This window comes from Lentzea sp. NPDC092896 (assembly GCF_044754905.1).
Taxonomy (GTDB): domain Bacteria; phylum Actinomycetota; class Actinomycetes; order Mycobacteriales; family Pseudonocardiaceae; genus Lentzea.
The window spans coordinates 1,736,605-1,759,912 of the sequence record NZ_JBIVPX010000001.1 but is presented as its reverse complement, the minus strand read 5'-3'; the positions used below and the strand labels follow the sequence as shown (position 1 = coordinate 1,759,912).

General features: G+C 69.7%; 21 protein-coding genes. 8 read left to right on the top strand and 13 right to left on the bottom strand.

Annotation, left to right across the window (positions count from 1 at the left end; all coding sequences use genetic code 11):
* Window positions 1-14 precede the first annotated feature (14 nt).
* Both ACIQF0_RS07855 and ACIQF0_RS07850 read right to left on the bottom strand, forming a co-directional pair.
* Window positions 15-167, bottom strand: coding sequence for a hypothetical protein (locus tag ACIQF0_RS07855; RefSeq protein WP_401025859.1), 153 nt, complete (start codon window positions 165-167; stop codon window positions 15-17).
* A 34-nt stretch (window positions 168-201) separates the two neighbouring features.
* Window positions 202-927, bottom strand: coding sequence for a phosphotransferase (locus ACIQF0_RS07850; protein WP_401025855.1), 726 nt, complete (start codon window positions 925-927; stop codon window positions 202-204).
* A 35-nt stretch (window positions 928-962) separates the two neighbouring features.
* On the opposite strand from ACIQF0_RS07850, the gene ACIQF0_RS07845 reads away from it, so the two are divergent.
* Window positions 963-1,724 (top strand): IclR family transcriptional regulator, encoded by a 762-nt coding sequence (locus ACIQF0_RS07845; protein ID WP_401025852.1) that lies wholly within the window; start codon window positions 963-965, stop codon window positions 1,722-1,724.
* Between the two features lie 42 nt (window positions 1,725-1,766).
* On the top strand, window positions 1,767-3,200 hold the full coding sequence (locus ACIQF0_RS07840) for an aldehyde dehydrogenase family protein (RefSeq protein WP_401025849.1): 1,434 nt from the start codon (window positions 1,767-1,769) through the stop codon (window positions 3,198-3,200).
* Here ACIQF0_RS07840 and ACIQF0_RS07835 read toward each other — a convergent pair.
* Genes ACIQF0_RS07835 through ACIQF0_RS07825 form a run of 3 tightly spaced genes read right to left on the bottom strand, consistent with a single transcriptional unit; the run spans window position 3,197 to window position 5,894 of the window.
* On the bottom strand, window positions 3,197-3,826 hold the full coding sequence (locus ACIQF0_RS07835) for a response regulator (RefSeq protein WP_401025847.1): 630 nt from the start codon (window positions 3,824-3,826) through the stop codon (window positions 3,197-3,199). The genes ACIQF0_RS07840 and ACIQF0_RS07835 overlap by 4 nt on opposite strands.
* Entirely contained in the window at window positions 3,823-4,686 is an 864-nt protein-coding gene (locus tag ACIQF0_RS07830; protein WP_401025845.1) for a sensor histidine kinase, read from the bottom strand. Before ACIQF0_RS07830 ends, ACIQF0_RS07835 begins: the two co-directional genes overlap by 4 nt.
* A complete protein-coding gene (locus tag ACIQF0_RS07825) occupies window positions 4,683-5,894 on the bottom strand; it encodes a serine hydrolase domain-containing protein (RefSeq protein WP_401025842.1) in 1,212 nt (403 codons plus the stop codon). Before ACIQF0_RS07825 ends, ACIQF0_RS07830 begins: the two co-directional genes overlap by 4 nt.
* An 87-nt stretch (window positions 5,895-5,981) precedes the next feature.
* Between ACIQF0_RS07825 and ACIQF0_RS07820 the strand changes: the two genes are divergently transcribed.
* Complete coding sequence (locus ACIQF0_RS07820) at window positions 5,982-6,458, top strand: hypothetical protein (protein WP_401025840.1); 477 nt, start codon at window positions 5,982-5,984, stop codon at window positions 6,456-6,458.
* Window positions 6,459-6,511: 53 nt separating this feature from the next.
* Here ACIQF0_RS07820 and ACIQF0_RS07815 read toward each other — a convergent pair whose 3' ends face one another.
* The 4 genes from ACIQF0_RS07815 to ACIQF0_RS07800 all read right to left on the bottom strand — a co-directional run bounded on the left by ACIQF0_RS07815 (window position 6,512) and on the right by ACIQF0_RS07800 (window position 10,534).
* Window positions 6,512-8,062 carry an MDR family MFS transporter gene (locus ACIQF0_RS07815; protein WP_401025837.1) on the bottom strand — a complete coding sequence of 517 codons (1,551 nt, stop codon included), beginning with the start codon at window positions 8,060-8,062 and terminating at the stop codon, window positions 6,512-6,514.
* Window positions 8,059-8,682, bottom strand: coding sequence for a TetR family transcriptional regulator (locus ACIQF0_RS07810; protein WP_401025834.1), 624 nt, complete (start codon window positions 8,680-8,682; stop codon window positions 8,059-8,061). Before ACIQF0_RS07810 ends, ACIQF0_RS07815 begins: the two co-directional genes overlap by 4 nt.
* A 73-nt stretch (window positions 8,683-8,755) precedes the next feature.
* Complete coding sequence (locus ACIQF0_RS07805) at window positions 8,756-9,508, bottom strand: DUF427 domain-containing protein (protein WP_401025831.1); 753 nt, start codon at window positions 9,506-9,508, stop codon at window positions 8,756-8,758.
* A 42-nt stretch (window positions 9,509-9,550) separates the two neighbouring features.
* Window positions 9,551-10,534 (bottom strand): ribose-phosphate diphosphokinase, encoded by a 984-nt coding sequence (locus ACIQF0_RS07800; RefSeq protein ID WP_401025828.1) that lies wholly within the window; start codon window positions 10,532-10,534, stop codon window positions 9,551-9,553.
* 427 nt (window positions 10,535-10,961) lie between these two features.
* On the opposite strand from ACIQF0_RS07800, the gene ACIQF0_RS07795 reads away from it, so the two are divergent.
* Window positions 10,962-12,455 carry an alpha/beta hydrolase gene (locus ACIQF0_RS07795; protein ID WP_401025825.1) on the top strand — a complete coding sequence of 498 codons (1,494 nt, stop codon included), beginning with the start codon at window positions 10,962-10,964 and terminating at the stop codon, window positions 12,453-12,455.
* Between the two features lie 36 nt (window positions 12,456-12,491).
* Window positions 12,492-13,991, top strand: coding sequence for an alpha/beta hydrolase (locus ACIQF0_RS07790; RefSeq protein ID WP_401025823.1), 1,500 nt, complete (start codon window positions 12,492-12,494; stop codon window positions 13,989-13,991).
* Here ACIQF0_RS07790 and ACIQF0_RS07785 read toward each other — a convergent pair.
* Complete coding sequence (locus tag ACIQF0_RS07785) at window positions 13,956-16,739, bottom strand: AAA domain-containing protein (protein ID WP_401025821.1); 2,784 nt, start codon at window positions 16,737-16,739, stop codon at window positions 13,956-13,958. The two genes, ACIQF0_RS07790 and ACIQF0_RS07785, sit on opposite strands and share 36 nt — an antisense overlap.
* Before the next feature lie 40 nt (window positions 16,740-16,779).
* On the opposite strand from ACIQF0_RS07785, the gene ACIQF0_RS07780 reads away from it, so the two are divergent.
* Window positions 16,780-17,613, top strand: a complete 834-nt coding sequence (locus ACIQF0_RS07780; RefSeq protein ID WP_401025818.1) for a phosphotransferase — start codon at window positions 16,780-16,782, stop codon at window positions 17,611-17,613.
* Here the strand turns inward: ACIQF0_RS07780 and ACIQF0_RS07775 are convergent.
* From ACIQF0_RS07775 to ACIQF0_RS07765, 3 genes are all read right to left on the bottom strand, one after another.
* On the bottom strand, window positions 17,610-19,427 hold the full coding sequence (locus ACIQF0_RS07775; protein WP_401025817.1) for a S8 family peptidase: 1,818 nt from the start codon (window positions 19,425-19,427) through the stop codon (window positions 17,610-17,612). The genes ACIQF0_RS07780 and ACIQF0_RS07775 overlap by 4 nt on opposite strands.
* 164 nt (window positions 19,428-19,591) lie before the next feature.
* Window positions 19,592-20,530 (bottom strand): RNA polymerase sigma factor RpoD/SigA, encoded by a 939-nt coding sequence (locus ACIQF0_RS07770; RefSeq protein WP_401025814.1) that lies wholly within the window; start codon window positions 20,528-20,530, stop codon window positions 19,592-19,594.
* Window positions 20,531-20,723: 193 nt separating this feature from the next.
* A complete protein-coding gene (locus ACIQF0_RS07765; protein WP_401025811.1) occupies window positions 20,724-22,007 on the bottom strand; it encodes a hemolysin family protein in 1,284 nt (427 codons plus the stop codon).
* Between the two features lie 90 nt (window positions 22,008-22,097).
* Here ACIQF0_RS07765 and ACIQF0_RS07760 point away from each other — a divergent pair, with 90 nt between their 5' ends.
* Together ACIQF0_RS07760 and ACIQF0_RS07755 are read left to right on the top strand one after the other, a co-directional pair.
* Entirely contained in the window at window positions 22,098-22,493 is a 396-nt protein-coding gene (locus ACIQF0_RS07760; RefSeq protein ID WP_401025808.1) for an ATP-binding protein, read from the top strand.
* Window positions 22,494-22,626: 133 nt separating this feature from the next.
* Window positions 22,627-23,301, top strand: coding sequence for a hypothetical protein (locus ACIQF0_RS07755; RefSeq protein WP_401025805.1), 675 nt, complete (start codon window positions 22,627-22,629; stop codon window positions 23,299-23,301).
* The last annotated feature ends 7 nt before the right edge of the window (window positions 23,302-23,308 follow it).

Below are 23,308 nucleotides of genomic sequence, written 5' to 3'. Positions count from 1 at the left end.
CTTCGACACTACCCTCAGAACAAGGCGATGAGCAGCACGATCACGGCGATCGCGACGACGATCGGAATCCACATCGAACCCGCCGGCCTGCGGTAGTGGCTGCGGACCGTGGTGCTGCGGAAGAAGCTGTACGGGGCGCTGCGGCGGTGGCGGCGAACCCAAGGCATGTCGTCCTCCTCGATCGGGGCTGTCCGCCTCCGGTTACCCGGTTCTCAGCCGTTCGAGTACTCCAGCCAGCCCAACCTTCGTCATTTCCGCGTCGTCGGTGTCGTTGCCGCGCAGGACCTCGTGCCAAGGGCCGAGCCGGTGCCAGAACGACGCCCGCTCGCGCAGTTCCGGCGTCACCCCGTAGGTCTCGGCGACGGCGTGGGCGAACTCGGGGGACGTGGAGTGCAGCGCCCACGCGAGATCGATCGCCGCGTCCCCGATGTGCAGGTCGCCGAAGTCGATCACGCCGGTCAGCACGCCGTCATCGCCGAGCACGTGTTCGGTGCCGAGGTCGCCGTGCACCAGCGTGTCGGCGGGCAACCCGTCGATCCTGGCCAGCAGCTCCTCGCCACCGGGCACCCGGACCTCGGCCCGGAAGCGGTCGACGGGCAACGGCATCGGGCCGACACCCCGTCGCTCCGCCTCCGCCACGGGTACCGCGTGCAACGCCAGCAGGAACTCCCCCAGCTGCCGGCCCGGAACGGCGTTGAGGCGGGTCAGTTCCTCGCCCCGCACCAGCTCGTGCCGCACCACCAACGGCTCCCGCGACACGATCTCCGGCACCGGGACGGGCAGCGGCAGCACGGGCGCGAGCCATGGCATCACCACCGTCTCGCGCACGAGTTGCGGCTCGATCTCGGGACGGCGCGGCCGTCGTTCCACCCAGCGCCCATCGACCAGGAACGCGGTGCTGTCCCAGCCTTCACCGAGGTACGTCACGTGCCCAGTTCTACCGGAGCGTGCAGAATCCTGGCGTGGCCGCCACCGTCTCCTCCAAGCTGCTGTCGCTGCTCGGCACGTTCGACGGCCGGCATCGCCGCCAGACCCTGAGCGGCATCGCGCGGCGCTGCGGGTTGCCGATCAGCACCACGCACCGGCTGCTGGCCGAGCTCACGGAGTGGGGCGCGGTGCGGCGGCTGGACTCGGGCGAGTACGTGATCGGGCGGCGGATCTGGCGGCTCGGGTTGCTGGCGTCCGGCGAGGTGGAGCTGAGCCGGGTCGCGGAGCCGTTCCTGCACGACATCCACGCGGCGACGCGGGCGGTGGTGCACCTGGCCGTGCGGGAGGGCACCGAGGTGCTGTACCTCGATCGGGTGTCGGGGCACGCGTCGGTGCCGATCGTGAGCTCGACCGGCAGCCGGTTGCCGTTGCACTCGACGGGCGTCGGGAAGGTGTTGCTCGCGCACGCGCCCGCGGAGGTGCAGGACGAGGTGCTCGCGCACGGGCTGACGCGGATCACGGCGTTCACGGTCACGGAACCCGGCCGGATGCGGGCGCAGCTGCACCGGATCCGGCGCGACGGGTACGCGCAGACGTTCGAGGAGATGACGCTCGGGGCGTGCAGCGTGGCGGTGCCGGTCGAGGTGGAGGGGAACGTCGTCGCGGCGCTCGGGATCGTGGTGCCGGACCTGCGCAACGTGCGGGCGCAGTTGGTGGCCGCGTTGCAGGTGGCGGCCAGGGGCATCGCCCGGATGCTGGAGCCCAGTTTCCATCCACCGGAAGCCGGGCTTGGATGATCACCCCGTCTGACGGTTGAATCGTCAACTGTGGCAAGCGACATGCGTGAGCTCCTCATCGGCGGCGACAGCGTTCCCGCGCTGGACGGCCGCACCACCGACGATCTCAACCCCTTCACCGGCGAGGTGTACGCCGTGGTGGCCGCGGGTGGGCCCGCGGACGTCACGCGGGCCGTCAATGCGGCCTCGGAGGCTTTCGCGGGCTGGGCGGCGACGGCTCCGTCCGTGAAGCGCGGGATCCTGCTGCGGGCGGCGGACGTGCTGGAGACCAGGACGGCCGAGGTCGTGGCGCTGATGGCCGCCGAGGTCGGTGGTGTCGGCGGGTGGGCCGGGTTCAACGTGATGCTGGCGGCCAACGTCCTGCGCGAGGCCGCCGCTGCCGTCACCCAGCCCATCGGCGAGGTGCTGACGACGGACGTGCCCGGTCAGCTGTCGCTCGCCGTCCGGGAACCGCTCGGCGTGGTGGCGGCGTTCGCGCCGTGGAACGCGCCGGTCATCCTGAGCGCGCGGGCCGTCGCGGCGCCTCTCGCCGCCGGGAACACCGTGGTGCTCAAGCCCAGCGAGGACGCGCCGATCGCGGCCGGGCTGTTCATCGCCGACGTGCTGCGCGAGGCCGGGTTGCCGGCGGGCGTGCTCAACGTCGTGACGAACGCTCCCGCCGACGCCGCCGCGGTGGCCGAGGCGTTGATCACCGACTCGCGGGTGCGGGCCGTGAACTTCACCGGGTCGACCGAGGTCGGCCGGATCGTCGGAACCCTTGCCGCACAACACCTCAAGCCCGCCGTGCTGGAGCTCGGCGGCAAGAACTCGTTGCTCGTGCTCGACGACGCCGATCTCGACCACGCGGTCGACGCGGCGACGTTCGGCGCGTTCCACAACGCCGGCCAGATCTGCATGTCGACCGACCGCATCCTGGTGCACCGGTCGGTCGCCGAGGAGTTCACCGCGAAGCTCGCGGCCAAGGTCGGGTCGCTGCCGCACGGCGATCCCGCCGACCCCGGCACGGTGATCGGCCCGGTGATCAACCCGCGGTCCGCCTCCCGCGTCGCCGCGCTGGTGGCCGAGGCGGTCGAGGCCGGTGCCACGGTGCGTGCCGGTGGCAACGGGGGTGCGACCGTGCTGGACGGCGTGACTCCGTCGATGCGCGTGTTCCAGGAGGAGATCTTCGGCCCGGCCGTCATCGTCGTCCCCGTCGCCGACGACGACGAGGCCGTGGCCGTCGCGAACGACACCGAGCACGGCCTCACCGCGGGCATCCTCACCGAGGACTCGCGGCGTGGTCTCGCTCTGGCGCAACGGATCCGGACCGGCATCGTGCACGTCGGCAACCAGACGGTGGACGACGAGCCGCAGGCGCCGTTCGGTGGCGTGAAGTCCAGCGGGTACGGGCGGTTCGGTGGCCGGTGGGGCCTCGAGGCGTTCTCCGCGACCCGCTGGGTCACCGTAGCCAGCGAGCACGGCCACTTCCCCTTCTAGAGGCCCGCTTCGTGGGCCACGATCGCCGCCTGGACCCGGTTCTCCGCGCCCAGGCGGCTCAGGATCGCGCTCACGTGCCCCTTCACCGTGCCCTCGACCAGGTCGAGGCGGCGGGCGATCTGCGCGTTAGACAGGCCCTGGCCGAGCAGCGCGAGCACGTCGCGTTCCCGCACGGTCAGCGACTCGACCTGAGCCCGTGCCTGCCCGATCCGGCCGCCGCGGAACCGGCTGATCATCCTGGCCGCGACCTTCGGCGCCAGGTAGGCGCCGCCGGACGCGAGCGCGTGCACGCCCGCGATCAGTTCGCGCGGATCGCCTGACTTCAGCAGGAATCCGCGCGCGCCGCCGTCCAGCGCCCGTTCCAGGTAGCCGTCGTCGTTGAACGTCGTCAGCATCGCCACCCCGAAACCGTTACGTACCAGCTCTTTGGCCGCTTCCAGCCCGTCGAGGCGGGGCATGCGGATGTCCAGCAGCACGACGTCGGGCCGGTGCTTCAAGGCGAGGTCGATCGCCTCGCGCCCGTCCGACGCCTCCGCGACGACGTCCAGTTCGGGGTCGGAGCCGAGGATGGCCCGCACGCCCGCGCGCACCATCGTCTCGTCGTCGGCGAGCAGTACGCGAATCACGAGTCCCCCGAGTGCGGTAGCACGGCGACCAGCTCGAACCGGCCGTCGCCACGACTGACGCGCAGGCTACCCCCGGCGAGCCGCACCCGTTCGCGCAACGCGACCAGCCCCAACCGGCTGCCCGCACCGCGCCGCCGTCCGGCGTCGTTGCCCGCCTCGACCACCGTCGTGGCTTCGTCGGTGGTGATGTTCAGCCGCAGCAACGACTTCGGCGCGTGCTTGGCGGCGTTCGTCAGCGCCTCCTGCACCACCCTGTGCACCGTTCGTTCCACTGTGGACGGGATCGGGCCGTCGGTGGAGAACTCGACGCGCAGGCCGGCCTTCGTGGCGCGGTCGACGAGGTCGTGGAGGTCGAGAACCGACGGCGGTTCTCCGTCGCGCAGCAGGAAGACCAGTTCCGACAACCGTTCCGTGGCCCCGGCGGCCGTCTCTCGAAGCTGTGCGGCGGCGGCCTGGTGATGTGCGGGCAACGTCATCTCCAGTGCGCCCGCCCGCAGCGCGAGCAGGCTCAGTTCGTGCCCGAGCGAGTCGTGGACCTCGTGCGCGATCCGGGTGCGTTCGCGCAGGTGGGCGGCCTCGACGGAGGCGGCGGCCAGCGCGGCCTGCTGGTGGGCGACCCGTCCGAGAAACCACGGCAGCGCCACCGAGAGCCCCACCAGCGCGAGCCCCGTCAGCCCGCCGAAGACCCCTCCGAGGAGCACCAGCGCCGACCACGCGGAGGCGGTGCGGCGCCCGAGCACGAACGCGATCACGAACAACGGCCCCCACACCGCGGCCGTCCACGGTGGAACGCCTCTGTCCATGGCGAACGACACCGCGACCGCCGCCGCCACACACCCGGCGAGCGCCGCCGTCCTCATCGCCGCCACCTCGCGACCGCGACACTCAGGTTCATCACGCTGGACACGCCCAACCACACCACAAGCGGCAGCGAATAGTGCGCCAGTTGGAAGAACGTGATGTCGCGCCCGCCGCCGTACAGCAGCCCGAGCAACGTGGGCAAGGCCAGCAGGACAGCGAGCGGCACGAACCTGAGCACCTGCCACGCCTTGTGGAACCTCCGGGGCCTTTTCAGCGCCCGAATGCCCAGTCCCACGGAGAGGAGCGTCAGCGCGGCCAGCACGAGATCAGTCAGGAGCCGGTACGACTCCGGCTCCGGTGGCGTCCTGCCTTCGACGACGTCGGCGATCCCGTTCTCCAGCCCGTACGTCCCTTCGTTGCCGAGGGTGATCCCGCTGTTGGCCATGACCGCGATCCCGTACCCGGACGACGTCAGCAACTGCCCAGCCGTGCCGGTGAACCAGATGCCGCTGTGCCGCAGCCGTCCCTGCTGGTCCGCCTCCCAGCCCATGCCGTCTTTGGGGGCGAGCTTCTGTTGGGCGGCCAGCCACTTCGCCATGTCGGCGGCCGTCGTGATCACGCCGTCGGAGCCGGTGACGAACCGGTCCGGCTCGGTGAGCGGGATCGAGAACCCGTAGGCGTAGCCGTAACCCTTGCGGAAGTCCGGTGGCAGATCGCGCGGCGTCACGTCGATCGCCACGGTGTCCTTCATGTTCAGGGGCTCGAAGACGTGGTGGCGCAGGTAGGCGTTGAAGTTCTCGCCCGACGCCACCTCGACGAGCCGCGCGGCCAGGTGGTAGTTGGTGTTGGTGTAGCGGAACTCGTTGTCCGGCACGGCTTGCCGCAGCGCTTCCCGCGCCCGTTCCACCGCCTCGGCCGGGCTGCCGGGCTGCTTCAGGCTCTTCTCCGGCAACGTCCGGTCGCTGATCCCCGACTTGTGCGCCAGCAACTGCCGCGGCGTGACGCGCGAGTCGAACACCGGCCGGTCGAGGTCGATCTTGCCGGCGTCCGCGAGCTGCCGGACCGCCAGCGCCGTGAACGACTTGCTGACCGAGGCGATCGCCATCTTCGTGTTCTCGGTGATCGGGGCGCCGGTCGAGTCGTGCCCGAAGCCCTGGACCGCGACCACCTGGTCGCCCTTGGTGATCGCGACGGCGACGCCCGGATAGGAGGCCTCACCCATGTACGTGGAGACGAGCAGCGTGAGCGCCGCACCCCAGATGTTCATGGGACAGAACGTATGGATCTACGGGCGGCGAAACCCGACCTGAAAGTCAGAGCGGACCCCCGACGAAAGTCAGGGATCATGGGTGGGGTGAACGACAAGTGGGCGGAGAAGCACTGGCTGAACGTGCCGGGCCCCATCTACACGGGCATCACCGACAACTGCTGGACCGGACGGCTGCACGCCCCGCGCCACATCCTCTACGGCGGCGAGTACTACAACGAGTTCATCTATCGCCAGCCCGTGACCGAGGCGGAGGTGGAGAGCGTGGTGGTCGCCGCCCAGCAGGACCCCTACGACGGCTTCGCCTTCGACGGTGACGAGCGGTGGACGCCGGAGGCCGTCTGGGCCTGGTGGAGCGGGCGGGCCGAGGTCGAGGACCACCTCACCGCGCTGCTCGCCGAGTGGACCGCCTCCACCGAGCCACAGAGGCACGAGGCCGCCGAAGGCGCTCGCGACTTTCTCGGTTACCTCGCGAGCGACCTCGAAACCGACCTCCGCGCCTACCTGTTCCGCCTGGAACACGGTCGCTACCCGGACCCCGGCGACCAGCTGCCGGAGCTCTGAACGCGTCGAGGCCCCCGACCACGAAGGTCGGGGGCCTCGGCAGATCAAGCGAATCAGTGACCCGCGGCCATCTCCGCCGCCAGCCGGTCGTCACCGCTCGTCTCCTTGAGCGGCTTCTCCTTGATGAACGCCACCGCCAGCAGCGCCAGCACCGCGAACGGCGCGCCCACCAGGAAGATCTCCGCGGTCGCCGTCGCGTAGATGTCGGCGATCACGGCCTTGATCTCGGGCGGCAGCACCGAGATGTCCGGCACCTTGCTCTCGCCGCCGGTGCCGCCCATCGCGCCGAACTTCTCGGCGGCCAGGGACGAGACCTTGCCGGCCAGCACGGCACCCAGCGCCGAGACGCCGATCGCGCCGCCCAGCGAGCGGAAGAACGTCAAGGTCGACGTGGTGGCACCGAGGTCGCGAGCCGGCACGTCGTTCTGCGCGGCCAGGACGAGGTTCTGCATCATCAGGCCGACGCCGACGCCGAGCACGAACATGTGCACGGACACCATGAACACGGTCGTCTGCGCGGTGATCGTGGACAGCAGCAGCATGCCGCCGACCATGAACACGCCACCGGCGACCAGGAACGCCTTCCACTTGCCGAACTTCGTGATCAGCTGGCCGGCCACGGTGGACGAGACGAGCAGGCCGAAGATCAGCGGCAGGCCGAGCAGGCCGGCCTGGGTCGGCGTCTTGCCCAGCGAGAGCTGGAAGTACTGCGAGAGGAACACCGTGCCGCCGAACATCGCGATGCCGACCAGGGCGCTCGCGATGGTCGCGAGAGACACCGTCCGGTTGCGGAAGATCGACAGCGGCACGATCGGGTCGTGCGCGGTGGCCTCGACGCGGACGGCGGCCACGAGCAGCAGCACGCCCAGCGACACCAGGCCGGCGGTCCAGCCCGACGCCCACTCGAACTTCTGACCGGCCAGCGAGGACCAGATCAGCAGCGTCGAGACGCCGGACACGATCAGGAACGCGCCCAGGTAGTCGATCTTCGTCTCCTCCTTGCGCACGACCGGGAGGTGCAGGGTGCGCTGGAGCATGTAGATCGCGGCCAGGGTGAACGGGATGCCGATGAAGAAGCACCAGCGCCAGCCGAGCCACGAGGTGTCGACCAGGACGCCGCCGATCAGCGGGCCCGCGACGGTGCCGACGCCGAAGACCGCGCCGAACATGCCGGAGTACTTGCCGAGCTCACGCGGCGGGATCATCGCGGCCATCACGATCGTCGCGAGTGCCGTGACGCCACCGGCGCCCAGACCCTGCACCACGCGGCTGATGATGAGCATCTCGATGTTCTGCGAGAAGCCCGCGATCAGCGAGCCGACGACGAACAGGCTCAGCGACGCCTGGATCAGCAGCTTGCGGCTGTACAGGTCGGCGAGCTTGCCCCACAACGGCACGGTCGCGGTCATCGCGAGGAGTTCGGTCGTCACGATCCACGCGAAGATCGACTGCGAGCCTTCGAGCTCGGAGACGATGCGCGGCAACGCGTTCGAGACGACGGTGCCGGCGAGGATGGCCACGAACATGCCGAGCATCAGGCCCCACATGGCCTGGACGACTTCTCGTTTGCTGTGGACCGGTGTCGGTTCTGCCTCGATGCTCATGATCCCCCTTCGTGGTGGTGCGGTACGTGGGCCAGCCCGGTGCCGAACAGGCCGAGCGCCTCGCCGACGAGTTCGCCCAGCGCGACGCTGTCGTCCAGGGCCCACCTCGTGACGGCGCAACGGAAAGCGGCGCTCCCGGCGGCCACCAGCAGCCGCGGGTACACGTGGGACTCGGGCAGGGCCGCCCGCTGTCCCACCGCGTTCGCGAGCAGCTGCTCGGACTCGGCGCTGTTGGCGAACGCGCGGACCAGCAGGTCCGGCCGCTGCATCAGGACTTCCTTGCGCAGCAGCCACAGGTCGCGTGCGTTGTTCAGCTCGTCGGTGATCTCCGCGAGGATCGAGAGGCGGTACGCGTCGAACGGCGAGACGTCCTCGGGAAACGCCAGGATGCGCTCGGCGATGCGCGGGCCCGCCTCGGGGTCCGCGCCGATGAGCGCCTCGTCCTTGCTCGCGAAGTAGTTGAAGAACGTGCGCACCGAGACGTCGGCCTCGGCGGCGATCTCCTCCACGGTGACGTGGTCGTAGCCCCTCTCGGCGGCGAGACGCACGGTCGCCCGCTCGAGCGCGGCACGCGTGCGGCGCTTCTTGCGGTCGCGCAGGCTCTCCCCCGGCTGGTTCACGAGGGCAAGAGTACGGATTGTTTTGCAGTCACTGCAAGTTTGCAGTGTGTGAACTAAGTCTCGCGGACAGTAGCTATGACCAGGGCGTCTTCGGCTTCTCCTGGAGCTCGCCGTCGACGAAGAGGTCGACCTTCTCGCTGAAGAAGCACGCCATCCCCGCGACCTTCTGGCTCTCCGGCAGCGTCTCCCGGTAGATCCAGACCAGGTCCTCGTGGGTCACGCCGTTCACCTCGACCGACCAGTACGCGGCGGTCCCCTTGTACGGGCACTGCGTCCGCGTGTCCGAAGGCCTGAGCAGATCGAATCGAACGTCGCTCAACGGCAGGTAGTAGCGCGGTGGAAGGCTCGTCTCGAACAGGATCCGCGGCTGCGACGACGCCGCCAGCGTCACCCCGTCCACCGCGACCCGCACGTGCCGTGAGCTGCTCAGGACGTCGACCCGCTTGTACGGGTCACGCGGGTGGACGTAGATCGGCTCATCCTCTTCCAGCCACTCGTCCATGGCCGCGAACTCGAACCGGACGAGGTCCCGAAGCTCCTCGATCGGCGAGTCCGGATAGGTCAGCGCCGCACCCGAGGCCGTGCCACCAGCCGTGACGACGTCGTGCAGCACGCCCTCGCCCCTGCTCGGCGAGTGCTTCGTCTCCCCCGTCGGCTTCAGCTCGACGCGCACGGAGGACAGCGGCAGGTAGTAGGCCGGGTAGTACGGGACCTCCCAGACCAGGCGCGGCGAGGTCGCGTCCACGACCAGTTCGCCACCGAAGTACGCACGGACCCGCTTCGCCGACTGCTCGACCCGCACCCGGCCACGCTCGTTGTCGCCCATGCCCCATACCAACACGGGACGGCGGCGCGAGCTTCCCGAAAGTCAGGCGTTGCCGTCGAACAACGAGGTCACGGAGCCGTCCTCGAAGACCTCGCCGATCGCCCGCGCCAGCAGCGGCGCGATGCTCAGCACGCTCAGGCCGGGGAACCGCTTCTCGTACGGGATCGGCAGCGTGTCGGTGAGGATCACCTCGCGGGCCTTGCTCGCGATGAGCCGGTCGTGGGCATCGCCGGACAGCACGCCGTGCGTGGCCACCAGGACGACGTCCTTCGCGCCCTGTTCCAGCAACTGCCGGGCGGCCGTCGTGCTCGTCATCGCCGTGTCGATCATGTCGTCGACCACGACGCAGGTGCGCCCCTCGACGTCGCCGACGACGCGGTTGGACGTGATCTCGTTGGGACGCAACGGGTCTCGCGTCTTGTGGATGAACGCGATCGGGCAGCCGCCGAGCAGGTCGGCCCACTTCTCGGCGAGCCTGGTGCGGCCGGCGTCCGGGGAGACGATCGTGAGGTCCTCGCCCTGGTAGCGGCCGCGGACGTGCTCGCAGAGCAGCCACATCGCGTGCAGGTGGTCGACCGGGCCGTCGAAGAAGCCCTGGGCCTGCGCGGTGTGCAGGTCGACCGTCACGATCCGGTCGGCGCCCGCGGTCTTGAACATGTCCGCGACCAGCCTGGCCGACACGGGTTCGCGTCCGGCGTACTTGCGGTCCTGGCGCGCGTACGGGTACGACGGCACGACGGCGGTGATGCGCTTGGCCGAGGCGCGTTTCAACGCGTCCACCATCAGCAACTGCTCCATCAGCCAGTCGTTGACGGGCGCGCTGTGGCTCTGCATGACGAACGCGTCCGCACCGCGCACCGACTCCTCGAAGCGCACGAAGATCTCGCCGTTGGCGAAGTCGTAGGCCGCCTGCGGGGTGATGGCGACGCCGAGGTGCTTGGCCACGGCCTCCGCCAGCTCCGGGTGCGCCCTGCCGGTGAGCAGGATGAGCTGCCTCTTGGCGACGCCCGGCTTACCGCTGACCATCGCCCACGCTCCACGCTCGCCCGACTCTGAACCCGATCGTTCAGCATCGTCGCGAGATCACGCAAACCCCGTGTCCGGCCGATGAGATTCCACGTTGCTGGGCAATTCGGGTTAACCCGATCGGAGGCACCCACAGGGGGTCCGATACCAGGGATCGGGTCGCACGCTGGGTATAGATCGGGCGAACCGGATTCACCTCTTGGTGTACGACCATGGTGATTTCTTGATCAGCGTCCTTGAGGCGTCAATGACCATGCTTACGCTCCCCGCATGCCGGAGACCCAGGAAGCACCTGGAACGACAACAACGCAGGCTCCGCCGACGAACCCGATCGTGATGAGCACGCCCATCCACGATCAGATCGCGGACCACCTGGGAGTTCGCCAAAAGCATCGACGCACTGACTGAGCCCGGTTATGAACGCCCCATGCGTCTCTCCGTGCTCGGCGCCGTGGTGGCGCTCGTCGTCACCCTCACCCCGGCGGCCCAGGCCGCGCCACCCGCTCCGCCGATCGCCTGGGCGGCGTGCGCACCCGCGCGCCCCGGTTTCGAGTGCGCGACGATCACCGTGCCGCTCGACCACGACGATCCGCGCGGCGCGACCACGACGGTGGCGCTGACCCGCAAACCCGCCACCGACCAGGCCGGACGCATCGGCTCCCTGCTCTTCAACCCCGGCGGGCCCGGCGCGTCGGGGATCGACTACGTCTGGGCGTGGGGCGAGAAGATGTCGGCCGGGACGCAGGGCCGTTTCGACGTCGTCGGCTTCGACCCGCGTGGCATCGGCCGGTCGAACCCGCTGCGCTGCTTCGCGTCCGAGCAGGAGCGAGCGGAGTTCCTGGCCGCGGGCCCGATCTTCCCGTACGAACGAGCGCAGGAACGGCCCTTCTTCGACCGCTACCGCTCGCTGGCGGCCAAGTGCGACCAGCCGATCGCACGGCACATGAGCACCGCCGACGTCGTGCGCGACCTCGACCTGCTGCGGCGCGCGCTGGGCGACCGCAAGCTCACCTACTTCGGCACCTCGTACGGCTCGTACATCGGCACGACCTACGCGAACATGTTCCCCGGCAACGTCCGTGCCCTCGCGATCGACGGCGTGCTGAACCCCGAACTCTGGTCGAGCGGGCGGCAGATCGAGTCCGATCGGATCGCCACCGAAGAGGTGCTCGACGAGTTCTTCCGGCTCTGCGACGAGGCCTCCTGCGCGTTCGGACCGCGGTCGAAGCAGCGGTGGCAGGCGCTGCTGGATTCGGTGCGCGCCAAGCCGATCACGCTCGGCACCGAGGTGTGGACCTACGACGTGGTGATCCAGTGGGCGTTGTTCGCCGGATTCGCCTCGGAGAGCTGGACGGACGTCGCCGCGGTGCTCGATCAGCTCTCCGACGCCTCCGCGAGCCTGACGACGACGTCGGTTCCGGTCTACGACAACTTCTTCGACGCCAACCTGGGCACGATGTGCGCGGACACCGAGTTCCCGCGCACGTTCGGCGAGTACCGGGCGATGTCGCGCTACGCGGAGGCGGGGTCGGAGTTCGGGCCCTACTGGTGGTGGACCAACAGCGCCTGCGCGGACTGGCCGGCCAGCCCCGACCGCTACACCGGGCCGTGGCGAGCCCGCACGTCCGCGCCGGTTCTGGTGGTGGGCAACCGGTTCGACGGCTCCACGGACTTCCGGGGCGCGCAGGCAGTGGCGAAGCAGCTGCCGAACAGCCGGCTGCTGGAGTACGCGGGCTGGGGGCACATCGCGTACCGGCGCAGTCAGTGCGCGATCGACCACATCCACTCTTACCTGCTCAGCGGTGCGTTGCCCGCGGCCGGAACGGTGTGCCCGGCGAACCAGAACCCGTTCCTCGACACCGCGTCCCCACTGGCCGGTCACGACTTTCGGCGGTCGACGGGGCCGGTCGTGAGCCGGTAGGAAGAGCCCTTCTTCGGACAGGAGGGGAGCTCGTCGATGCGATTCACCGTGCTGGCCGCCGCGGCCGCACTCATGATCACCGGCACACCCGCCGTGCAGGCCTCGGGAGGTGGCGCGCAGGTCCCGAAGATCGACTGGGCGGCCTGCGGACCCGAGCACCCCGGCTTCGAGTGCGCCTCCGTGAAGGTGCCACTGGACTACGACAACCCGCGCGGCGCCAAGACCAGCATCGCGCTGGCGCGCAAGCCCGCGACGGACAAGGCCCGCCGGATCGGGTCGCTGTTCCTCAACCCCGGCGGCCCCGGCGGGTCGGGCGTGGACTTCGCACTCGGCGCCGGGAACAAGCTGTCGGCGAACCTGCAGGGCCGGTTCGACATCGTCGGGTTCGACCCGCGCGGCATCGGCAAGTCCGATCCGCTGCACTGCTTCAAGAGCGAGGAGGACCTCGGCAAGTTCTTCGAGGGCGTCCCCGGCTTCCCCTACCAGGCGGCGCAGGAACGGCCGTACTTCGACCGCTACCGCTCGCTCGGTCCGGAGTGCCTCGACGACCAGCCGATCGCGCGGCACATGAGCACCGCCGACGTGGCGCGGGACATGGACCTGCTGCGCCGCGCCGTCGGTGACCGCAAGATCAGCTACCTGGGCTTCTCGTACGGCTCGTTCCTCGGCGCGACCTACGCGAACCTGTTCCCGAACAACATCCGCGCGCTCGTCATCGACGGCGTGCTGAACCCGGCGCTGTGGTCGAGCGGGCAGCAGATCAAGTCGGACCGGATCGCGACCAAGGAGGAGTTCCGCGAGTTCCTGCGCACCTGCGACGAGGCCCGGTGCGTCTTCGGGCCGCAGTCGGAGAAGCGCTGGGACGCGTTGCTGAAGTCGGTGCGCGCCAAGCCGATCGAGCTGGGCGGCCAGGTGTTCACCTACGACGCGGTGATCAACTCCGCGCTCGGCGCGATGTACTCGCCGAGTGACTGGCCGGATGCCGCCGCGCTGTTCGACCAGCTGTCCGACGCGGCCGCCGGGCTCTCGGTCACCTCTGTCACCGCGGAACCGGACTACGACAACGGGTTCGACGCCTACAACGGCAACGTGTGCGCGGACATCGAGTTCCCGCGCGACTTCAACTCCTACCGGTCGACCGCCCGTTACGCCGAGGCTGGTTCGGAGTTCGGCCCTGCCTGGTGGTGGGGCAACGCGGCGTGCGCGAACTGGCCGACCAACCCCGACCGCTTCACCGGTCCGTGGCGCACCCGCACCAACGCTCCGGTTCTGGTGGTGGGCAACTACTTCGACGGTGTCACGGACTTCCGCGGCGCGCAGGCGGCCAACCGCCAGATCGGCGGCAGCCGCTTGCTGGCGTACGCGGGTTGGGGTCACACGGCGTACCAGGTGAGCAAGTGCGCGACCGACCACACGAACGCGTACCTGCTGAACGGCACGTTGCCGCCGGTCGGGACGGTGTGCCCGGCGAACCCGAACCCGTTCCTGCCGTCGGTCGCGTCAGCGGAGCCGTTGTTCAAGCCCAGCCGCAGGTAGTTCCTGGGCCAGCTCGACAGCGGCGCGGGCCGGGTCGTCACCGAACCGGCTGCCGAACGCGTCGTGCACGCGCCACCCCGCGTGGGTGAGCGCACGCCAGCGGGCCAGATGCGCCCGTACCCCTTCCGGGTGCGGGCGCGTCTCCACCGCGACGGCGTCGTCCTTCTCCCCCACCACCAGGTCGACTCGCCACTGCCCGACCGGATAGCCGGTGCGCACGGTCAGTCCGGCGGTCCGCAGTTCGGTCGCGAGGTTCGCGGTCCAGGCGTCCTCGGGTTCGGCACCGGCGGTCTCCGTCGGCGCGATGTCCGCGTGCCGCAGGTACTCGCCGATCAGGCCAGGCGGTTCGGCCGCCGACGTGATCACGTGCACCTGACGGCGGGCACGGGTGGTGAGAACGGCCAGCAGGTTGCGGTCGTTCACGAACCGCCACGCGCCCGGCTTCTCGTCGGCGGCGAGACTGATCACGACCTCGTCGAACTCGCTGCCCTGCACGCCGTGGACGGTGCCCGCCCGGACGCCGCCGGTGGTGATCTCGTCCAGCGTCAGCTCGCTGAGCAGGGCCTCCTCCAGGGCGTCGGCCTGGGCGCGGAACGGGGTCACGACACCGATCGAGCGCACGCCGGCGGCCACCCGTTTGCGGACGTGGGCGAGCACGGCGTCCACCTCGGCCTGGTTGGCGCCCTTCGTGGTGCGTTCGCCGGAGACGTGCTCGGTGTCGATGCAGTCCACGTCGGCGATCGACGGATGTGTGGTGAGCAGGGCGATCTTGCCGTCGTAGAACTTGGCGGCGGCGAACCCGATCAGGTGCGGCGCGCAGCGGTGGTGCTCGTCCAGCCAGTGCACGCCCGCCGTCGCGGCGCCCGCGTCGAACAGGCTCACCTTCGGCACGTCCAGGCGGTCGCGCAGGTCCTGCGTCCCCTCCGCGTCGACCGCCGCCTGCACGGCCTGGTCGCTGACGAACGACACGTGCCGCAGCTGCCGGGGATCGCCGCCGATCACCGCGGAACGGCCGCGCAGCAACGCGGGCGCGGCCAGCGGCTGGTCGACGTGGCTCGCCTCGTCGATGATCACCAGGTCGAACGTGCCCGGCACCGGCGGGAGGATGTCCTCCACATCGGACAGCGTGCCGACCCACAACGGCAGTGCCGCCACCAGATCCGCGCTGTCGATCTCGGCGAGTCCACGTCTCCTGGCCGCACGGCCTGACCGCAACGCCTTCGCCAGCGCCGCCACCGCGCGGTGCGCGCCCGCTCCCCGGCGGCTGACCGAGTACTCCTTGAGCCAGGCGGCCGTGGCGGTCCGGCTCGCGGCGTCCTGTTCGGCCAGCAACGGCCGCAGCTCACCGAACGCCGTGCCGCCGCTCGTCCCGATCCGGATGGACGCCGCGGTCTGCTCGGCCGCCTCGATCGCCGCGGTCAGGTCCTCGGCCGAGACCTCGTCGGCGCCGGCCAGGCCGCGTGCCTTCTTCAGCGCCCATCCGGTGCGCAGACCGCCGAGGAACCCGGTGCGCGGCCGGAGAAGGCCGTGCAGTGCGGCGAAATCCACGCCCGCGTCGAACACCTTCGGCGCCACCGCTCGGTGCGCCGGCATCAACGCCTGATGCTTCTTGCCTTCTGCCGCAAGCTTTTCGTCCGTGAGCGAGCCATCCGCCGTGCGTTCGACCCGCTGCACCGCCGCGGCCGCCGCGCGCCGGACCCGATCGAGCTCGCCGAGCCGGCCGGGATCGCTCGTCGCGGACAGCCCGTCGCTCAGTTCGCGCGCCATCTCCTGCCGCAACTCGGAGTCGCCGAATAGCACCGGCACCGGCCCGCCCGCCTTGCGCAGCGCGGCACCGAGCACGTCGGCGGCGTTGCGGGTGCGGCTCGCGAGAAGCACGGACTTGCCCGCCGCCACGGCATCCAAAGCCAGTGCCGCGAGAGTGTGCGTCTTGCCTGCGCCAGGAGGCCCGCCCACGACCGTGATCCGGGCACGGCGTGCGTGCTCGACGGCGCGCATCTGGCTGTGGCTGAGCGGCAACGCCGAACTGATCGGCTCGTCGTGCGCGTCCGGCTCGGTGGCGGCACCGTACAGCGCCGCGAACGCCGTGCCGTCGAGGCCCTTCTTGGTCGACCAGTCGAACAACGCCGTGCCGTGCTCGGTCTTCACGACGGGCTCGCCCGCATGCAACCCGGCCCCCATCGCCACGACGAGTTCGTTGCCCGAGATGAACCGCTTGGGGTCGTCGTGCACGATCGGCACGTTCTCGAACCCGGCCTGCCGCAGCGTCTCGGTGATCCACTCGTCGGACGGCGCGAGCGCGGCCTCCCGTTCGGCGGTCTTCGCCCAGTCGTCGATCAGCGGGAACACCCCGGCGTCACCGGCGACGTGAAAGGCGTAACCGAGCCCGATCCCGTGGTGCAGCCGGACCGGCCGCGACACCAGCGGCAGGCAGACCCGGCGCCGTTGCCCGCCGATCTGCGCGGGACCGGCCAGGAACGCCCAGCCCAGCCGCAGCAGCCGGTCTTCCTGGTGCAACGCGTCGTACGCGGCGAGGTGCGCGACCTCGTTGCGGGCCTGCTTGGGCGCGGTCCACGAGACCGGCGTCCAATGCGGACCCTCCTGGACGAGCGTGATCGCCCGCCACGACGGCTCGTGGTCGCCGAGCCACAGCAGACCGGCCGCCTTGGTGAGGTCGAGCTGGAGCTTCTGCGGCTGCTCGGCGGCACTCAACCGGGCCAGGGTGCGCAACACAGCCGAAACGTTCACGCGGGACATCGTGCCATTCGGGGCGGTAGCTTCGTCGACCGTGGAAGATCTTCCGGCTGGGCTGCCCGACCAGGACCTGCGCGCCGGGCTCGCCCGGTTCGGCATCACCGGGCCGGTGGTCTACGCCCCGGTCGGGTTCGGCGACTACCACTGGACCGTCTACGACCGGTGGTTCACGTCGGTGTCCGACCTGACGACCAAGCCGCTGGCCGGACTGCGTCAGGCGATGGAGACTGCGGCGAGCCTGGGCGAGCAGCTGCCGTTCGTGGTGGCACCGGTGCGGGCGGACGACGGTGACACCGTGGTCCTGCTGAACGACCGCTACGCGCTGAGCGTCTTCCCCTACGTCACGGGGAAGTCCGGCTCCTTCGGTGATCCGGTCCACGCCGGGGTGCGCGAACTGCTGGCCGCACTGCACCGCTGCGACCCACCGGCGGGCTGCCCGGTGGCGGCGATCGACGTGCCTGGCCGGGACACGCTGACGGCGTTGCTCGACGAGCCCGGCGAGTGGTTCTCGGCCGACGCCCGCGAGGTCTTCGTGGCGCACACCGGCGTCGTTCGCGCCGCACTGACCGAACTGGACGAGCTCGCCCTGCTGCTCCCCGACGAACGAGTCGTCACCCACGGAGAACCCCACGCGGGCAACGTGATCCACACTCCGCAGGGCCTGGTCCTGGTCGACTGGGACACGGTCGGACTGGCCCCGCCGGAACGCGATCTCTGGCTGCTCGACGACGAGCGCGGCTTCTACTCACTGCGCTGGGCGATCAACGACATCGCGGAGTTCAGCGAAAAGCTCCGCGCCCCGCACGAACAGTCACGGGACGCGGAGCTCACGTTGCACTACTTCACTGAGACGCTCAGAAGTCTTTAGAGCGTCAGGCTCCACGTGTCGATGGTGCCGATGTCGGCGGTGGCCGCGTCACGGACCCGGAGAGTCCAGGTGCCGTTGCGCGTCTCCGACGACAGGTTCGTCGTGAAGGTCTGGTCGATGTTGTCGGCGCTGCCGCCCGCACGGTTGTGCAGGTTGTAGACCGAGCCGTCCGGCGCGACCAGGTCGACGATCAGGTCACCCTTGTAGGTGTGCTTGATGTGCACCTCGACCTGGCTGGTCGCCGACGCCGTGCCGGTGCAGCCGCTGAACACGATCGTGCTGGTCACGGTCGTGTTGTCCGGGATCGCGACGTCCGTGCCGTTGGTCTGCTTGGCACAGGTGGCCGCGCCGACCGTCCAGGTGAACGAGGTGCTGCCCGAACCGCCCGCGGACGCCGTGGCCGTGGCGGTCACGTTGTACGTGCCGGCGACCGTGGCCGTGCCCGAGATGAGACCGTTCGAGGAACCGATCGACAGCCCGGTCGGCAGACCGGTGGCCGACCACGTGTACGGCGCGGTGCCGCCCGACGCGGACAGCTGCAGGTTCGCCGTGCCGTTCAGCGCGGTGGTCTGGTTGCCGGGGTTGGTCACCGAGACGCCGGGAACGCCGCCGGTGTTGGTGCGCAGCAACAGGTTCGCCGAACCGGTACCGGGATTGGTGATCTTGCCCGGGGTGGCCTGCGCGAGGATCGCCGCGTGCACCTCGGCCGGGGTCTTCGACGGGTTGTCCGCGAGGTACAGCGCCGCCGCGCCCGCGACGTGCGGGGACGCCATCGACGTGCCGCTCATCGTGGCCGAGCCGGTGTTGTTGTTGTACGACGCGGAGATGATGTTCTCGCCGGGTGCGAACAAGTCGCTGCACGTGCCGTAGGACGAGAACGACGCGCGGGCGTCAGTGCGACCCGACGCCATCACGTTGATGGTCTCCGTGACGCGCTGCGGCGAGTACTTGCAGGAGTCGTCGTTGAAGTTTCCCGCCGCCACGACGTACGTGACGCCGCGGCCGATCGACGCGCGCACGGCGTCGTCGAGCACGCGGCTCGGCTCGTTCGCCGTGCCGGTGTAGAGGCTCATGTTCGCGACGGCCGGAAGGACGGCGTTCGCGGTGACCCAGTCGACGCCCGCCGCCTCGGTCGCGACGGAGCCGCCACCGGCGCAGTTGAGCACGCGGACGGCCTTGAGCTTGACTTCCTTCGCCACACCGTAGGTCGCGCCGCCGACGGTGCCGGACACGTGCGTGCCGTGGCCCTGGCAGTCCTTGCCGTTCTGACCGTCGGTGAACGCATCGAAGCCGAACGACGCGCGGCCGCCGAAGTCGGCGTGGTTGTAGTTGATGCCGGTGTCGATCACGTACGCCGTCACGTTCGACGCGCCCGTGCTGTAGCTGTACTTGCTGTCCAGCGGCAGGCTCGCCTGGTCGACGCGGTCGATGCCCCACGACGGCGGGTTGAGCTGGTCGGTCAGCACCTGCACGGTGCGGTCCTGCTCCACGTAGGACACGGCCGGGTCGGCGGCCAGGCGCTTGGCCTGCTGCTTCGACAGCGTGGCCGAGAAGCCCTTGAACGCGGCCTTGTACGTGAAGCCGATCTTGGCACCGTAACGGGACGCCAGGCCGTCGACGCGACCGCTGACCTCCGAGCGCGCCATGCCGTTGTCCCTCAGGACCACGATGTAGCTGTCCTGGACCGCGTTCGGCGCGCTTTCCGCGACGATCGGGCCCTCCGGCTGCGCGGCCGCAGCCTGTGGGAGCGCCAGCACGGTTCCAGCGACGGCAATGGCCGCCACACCGAACGTGCGCAGGGTGTGTTGTCTCATCACTGCTCCTCATTCGCAGGGAACCGCGTGCGAACGCTGGGCCGGCCCTCGACGGCCCGTGGAGATGCGTTCACACGCGGTTGCGAAACAGCTTCAGTCCGTTATCGGACGTGATGAGTCTTTAGTTGCGACAAGGAGTAGAACAAGCGACTTTCGTACGATTGTCAGCCCGCGAGCGCGAAAAGATCGTCCCGGTCGCCCGACTGCTTGAGCTGGGCGAGCGACTGCTTCTCGAGCTGACGGATGCGCTCACGGGTCAGGCCGAGCTCCTCCGCGACCTCCTGAAGGGTGCGGGCACGCCCGTCCTCCAGGCCGAAGCGCAGGCGCATGATCCGGCCCTGCCGTTCGGGCAGGACGTTCAACAAGGAGCGAACGCCCTCGGTGAACTCCTGCTGTTCCAACAGATCCGGAGCCGACACACCATCGGTGTCCTGGATCAGGTCGCCCAGCACCGAGTCGCCCTCGTCGCCGACCGGCGTCTCCAGCGACACGCAGGTGCGGGCCGCGTCACGCAGGTCCTGCACGCGCGTGGGCGAGCACTTGGCCTCGGCGGCGATCTCCTCGATCGTCGCCTCGCGGCCCAGCGCCGTGGACAGCTTCTGCCCGATCTTCTTGAGCTTGTTGACCTCTTCCACCACGTGCACCGGCAGGCGGACCGTGCGGGTCTGCTCGGCGAGTCCCCGTTCGATCGCCTGGCGGATCCACCACATGGCGTAGGTGGAGAACTTGTAGCCCTTGGCGTAGTCGAACTTCTCGACCGCGCGGATCAGGCCGAGGTTGCCCTCCTGGATCACGTCCCCGAACGGCAGTCCGCGGAACGAGTGCTTCTTCGCGACCGACACGACCAGGCGCAGGTTCGCGCGGATCATGTGGTCCTTGGCGCGCTCGCCCTCGGCGACGATCCGGCGCAGCAGCCGCGGCTCGCGCGTCGTGTCACCGGTCTGGAGCAGGTGAGCGGCGTAGACACCGGCCTCGATGCGCCGGGACAGGTCGACCTCCTCGGAGGCGGTGAGCAGCGGTGTGCGCCCGACCTCACGCAGGTACTGGCCCACCAGGTCCGCGTCCTGCTGCCCGGACGCGCGGTTCTTCAGATCTGCAGGCATGACAAATCCCCCCGTTTCCGTCGGCAGGTGTGACAGCCGGCGCGTGTTCGCGCCGGTCATCCGGTTGCCTCTTCGGGTCAACCGCCGCAGGCGATTCGGCGCGAAGCGCTGGCCGGATGATCGGCTACTCGGCGAACGCGCCGCCGTCTGCTGAGCAGCGGCCATATACACCGCTGCACTCGTGTGTAACGGTTCAGAGGTCCCCTTCATTCCGCGGTTTCGCCTGTGACCTCAGCCTCACCTGCGTGATCGCGTGGTGTTCCACGGCCAGGACCTCGATCTTCCAGCCGGAGACCTCCACCACGTCACCGGGTTCCTCCGGGATGCGGCCGAGGATCAGCAGCACCAGCCCGGCGACCGTCGCGTACTGGCCCGCGGGCGCGTCCCGCAGTTCGACGCCGACGTCCACCAGGTCGTGCACCGGGAACGTGCCGGGCAGCTCGATCGAGCCGTCCGCCTCGGTGCGCACCGCGACCACGTCCGAGTCGGTCTCGTCGTAGATCTCGCCGACGATCTCCTCGAGGAGGTCCTCCAGCGTCACGATGCCGTCGACCGCGCCGTGCTCGTCCACCACCAGCGCCAGCTGCTCGTGCTCGGCCTTCATGCGCCGCAACGCGTCGGTGACGCGCACCGAGTCCGGCAGCACCATCGGCACTCGTGCCACGTCCGCGAGGGACATGGTGTCGTCGAGCAGGTCTCGCAGGTGCACCACGCCGACCACGTCGTCCAGGTGACCGTCCTTGGTCACCGGCGCCCGGGAATGTCCGGACCTCGCCAGGACTTCCCTCGCGGTGGCCGTGCCCAAACCTGATTCGAGGATCGTCACCTGCCGCCGGGGCACCAGGACCTCGCGCAGCCGCCGTTCGTGGATCTCCAGCGCACCGGTCATGATCGTGCGCTGCTCGGCGTTGAGATGATGTTGCACCTCGACGAGATCGCGCAACTCCTCCTGCGACATCTGCGCCTCGTCGGCGTCCGGGTCGCCGCCGAAGACCCGCACCACGAGGTCGGTCGAGCGGCTGAGCAGCCACACCGCCGGTCGCGAGATGGTGGAGAGCAGGTCGAGCGTGCGGGCGACGATCTTCGACCAGCGGACCGCGTACTGCATGGCGAGGCGTTTGGGCGCCAGTTCTCCGAAGACCAGTGTGACGAACGTGAGCACCACGGTCACGAGCGCGATCGCAACGCCGTTCGCGGCTCCTCCCAGGAAGCTCAGCAGCGGCACGATCGGCGCCGCGAGCGAGACCGCGGCCGTGGCCGACGCCAGGAATCCCGACAGCGTGATGCCGATCTGGACGGTCGCGAAGTACCTGTTCGGATCGCGTGCCAGCCGGACCAGCCGGCGATGCCCCTCGCGTTCCAGCGAGCGCAGTTGACCTTCGCGCAGCGACACGAACGCCATCTCGCTGCCCGCGAAAGCCGCGTTGAGCAACACCAGTACCGCGACCAGGGCGAGGTTGAAGCCATAACCGTCCACGCGTTTGGGGTAGCACGCGCGGTGGTATTTCGCACCCTGACGGCCGTCTTGAGCAGCCAGGAAGGCTTCAGCCGAACGAGGTGGGATGAGATGGACACCCCAGAGGTGCTGAGCGCCTCCGCGAGGACCTTGCACACCCTGCCGGAGGACGAGCCCGATCTCGCCGCGATGCGCACGTGGATCGGGACTCTGTTGGGAGACCTGCCGGAGGACGTCAGGCTCGACGTTCTCCTCGTGTGCACTGAACTTGCCAGCAACGCGTACGAACACGCGGAGGGTCCACGTGCCGTACGGGTACAACGACATACCGACTTCGTCCGGGTGGAGGTCGACGACCACACACCGGCCGAGCTTCCGAACCTGGGTACCTCACGGCTCGGCGACACGAGAGGCCGTGGACTGATCTTGATCGCCCAGCTCTCCCGCTGCTGGGGCACGATGGAGTTCGCCGGCGGGAAGACCATCTGGGCCGAGGTGGACGCATAGGTCGTCCGTGCGTTTCGCACAGACAAGTCGTGACACCGCACGGATGGGGCTTGCGCCGAGTTTCTTCGACTCTCGATGCATGACTACTACGGTTTCGCCGGCGGTTCGGCCGCTGTTGCGCCACGGAGCAGAGATGCTGGTGGGGATGGCCCTGCTCGGGCCGCTGTGGACGCCGGAACGGGTCGACCTGGCCGCCCTGTGGATGGCGGCGTCGATGTCCGTGCCGATGGCGCTGTGGATGCGCTACCGGGGTCACGGCCGGATCTTCGAGATGTGCGCGGCGATGTTCGTGCCGTATCTCGTGCTGCTGGTGCCGTACTGGCTGGGTGTGCTGGACGGCGGCGCGGTCGAGATGGGCGGGCACCTGCTGATGCTGCCCGCGATGGCGCTCGTGCTGGTCCTGGGGCGGCACGAGCACGGAACGCCCAGCACGAACCCGGTGCTCCGGGCACTGGGTGACCGTTTGCCCGCGGTGATCGCGCTGGCGATCTCGTTCGACTTCTGGCAGGCGCACGTGGTGCCTCCCGTGTGGACCCTGCTGCTGTGCCAGGCCGCGTATCTCTTCTGGGGACGGCGGGCGCCTCGGGTGCAGCTCGCGGTGTTCAGCCTGTACGCGGTGCTGGCCGTGGTGGTGATCATGGTGTCGCCGTCGGCCGGGGTGCTGCTGATCGCGTTCGGGTGGGGCGCGCACGCCGTCTGGGATCTCGTGCACCACGTGCGCAACGCGGTCGTGCCGCGCTGGTGGTCGGAGTTCTGCGGCGTGTTCGACCTGGTCATCGCCGTCACGATCCTGATCGCGTGGTTCTAGGCTGATG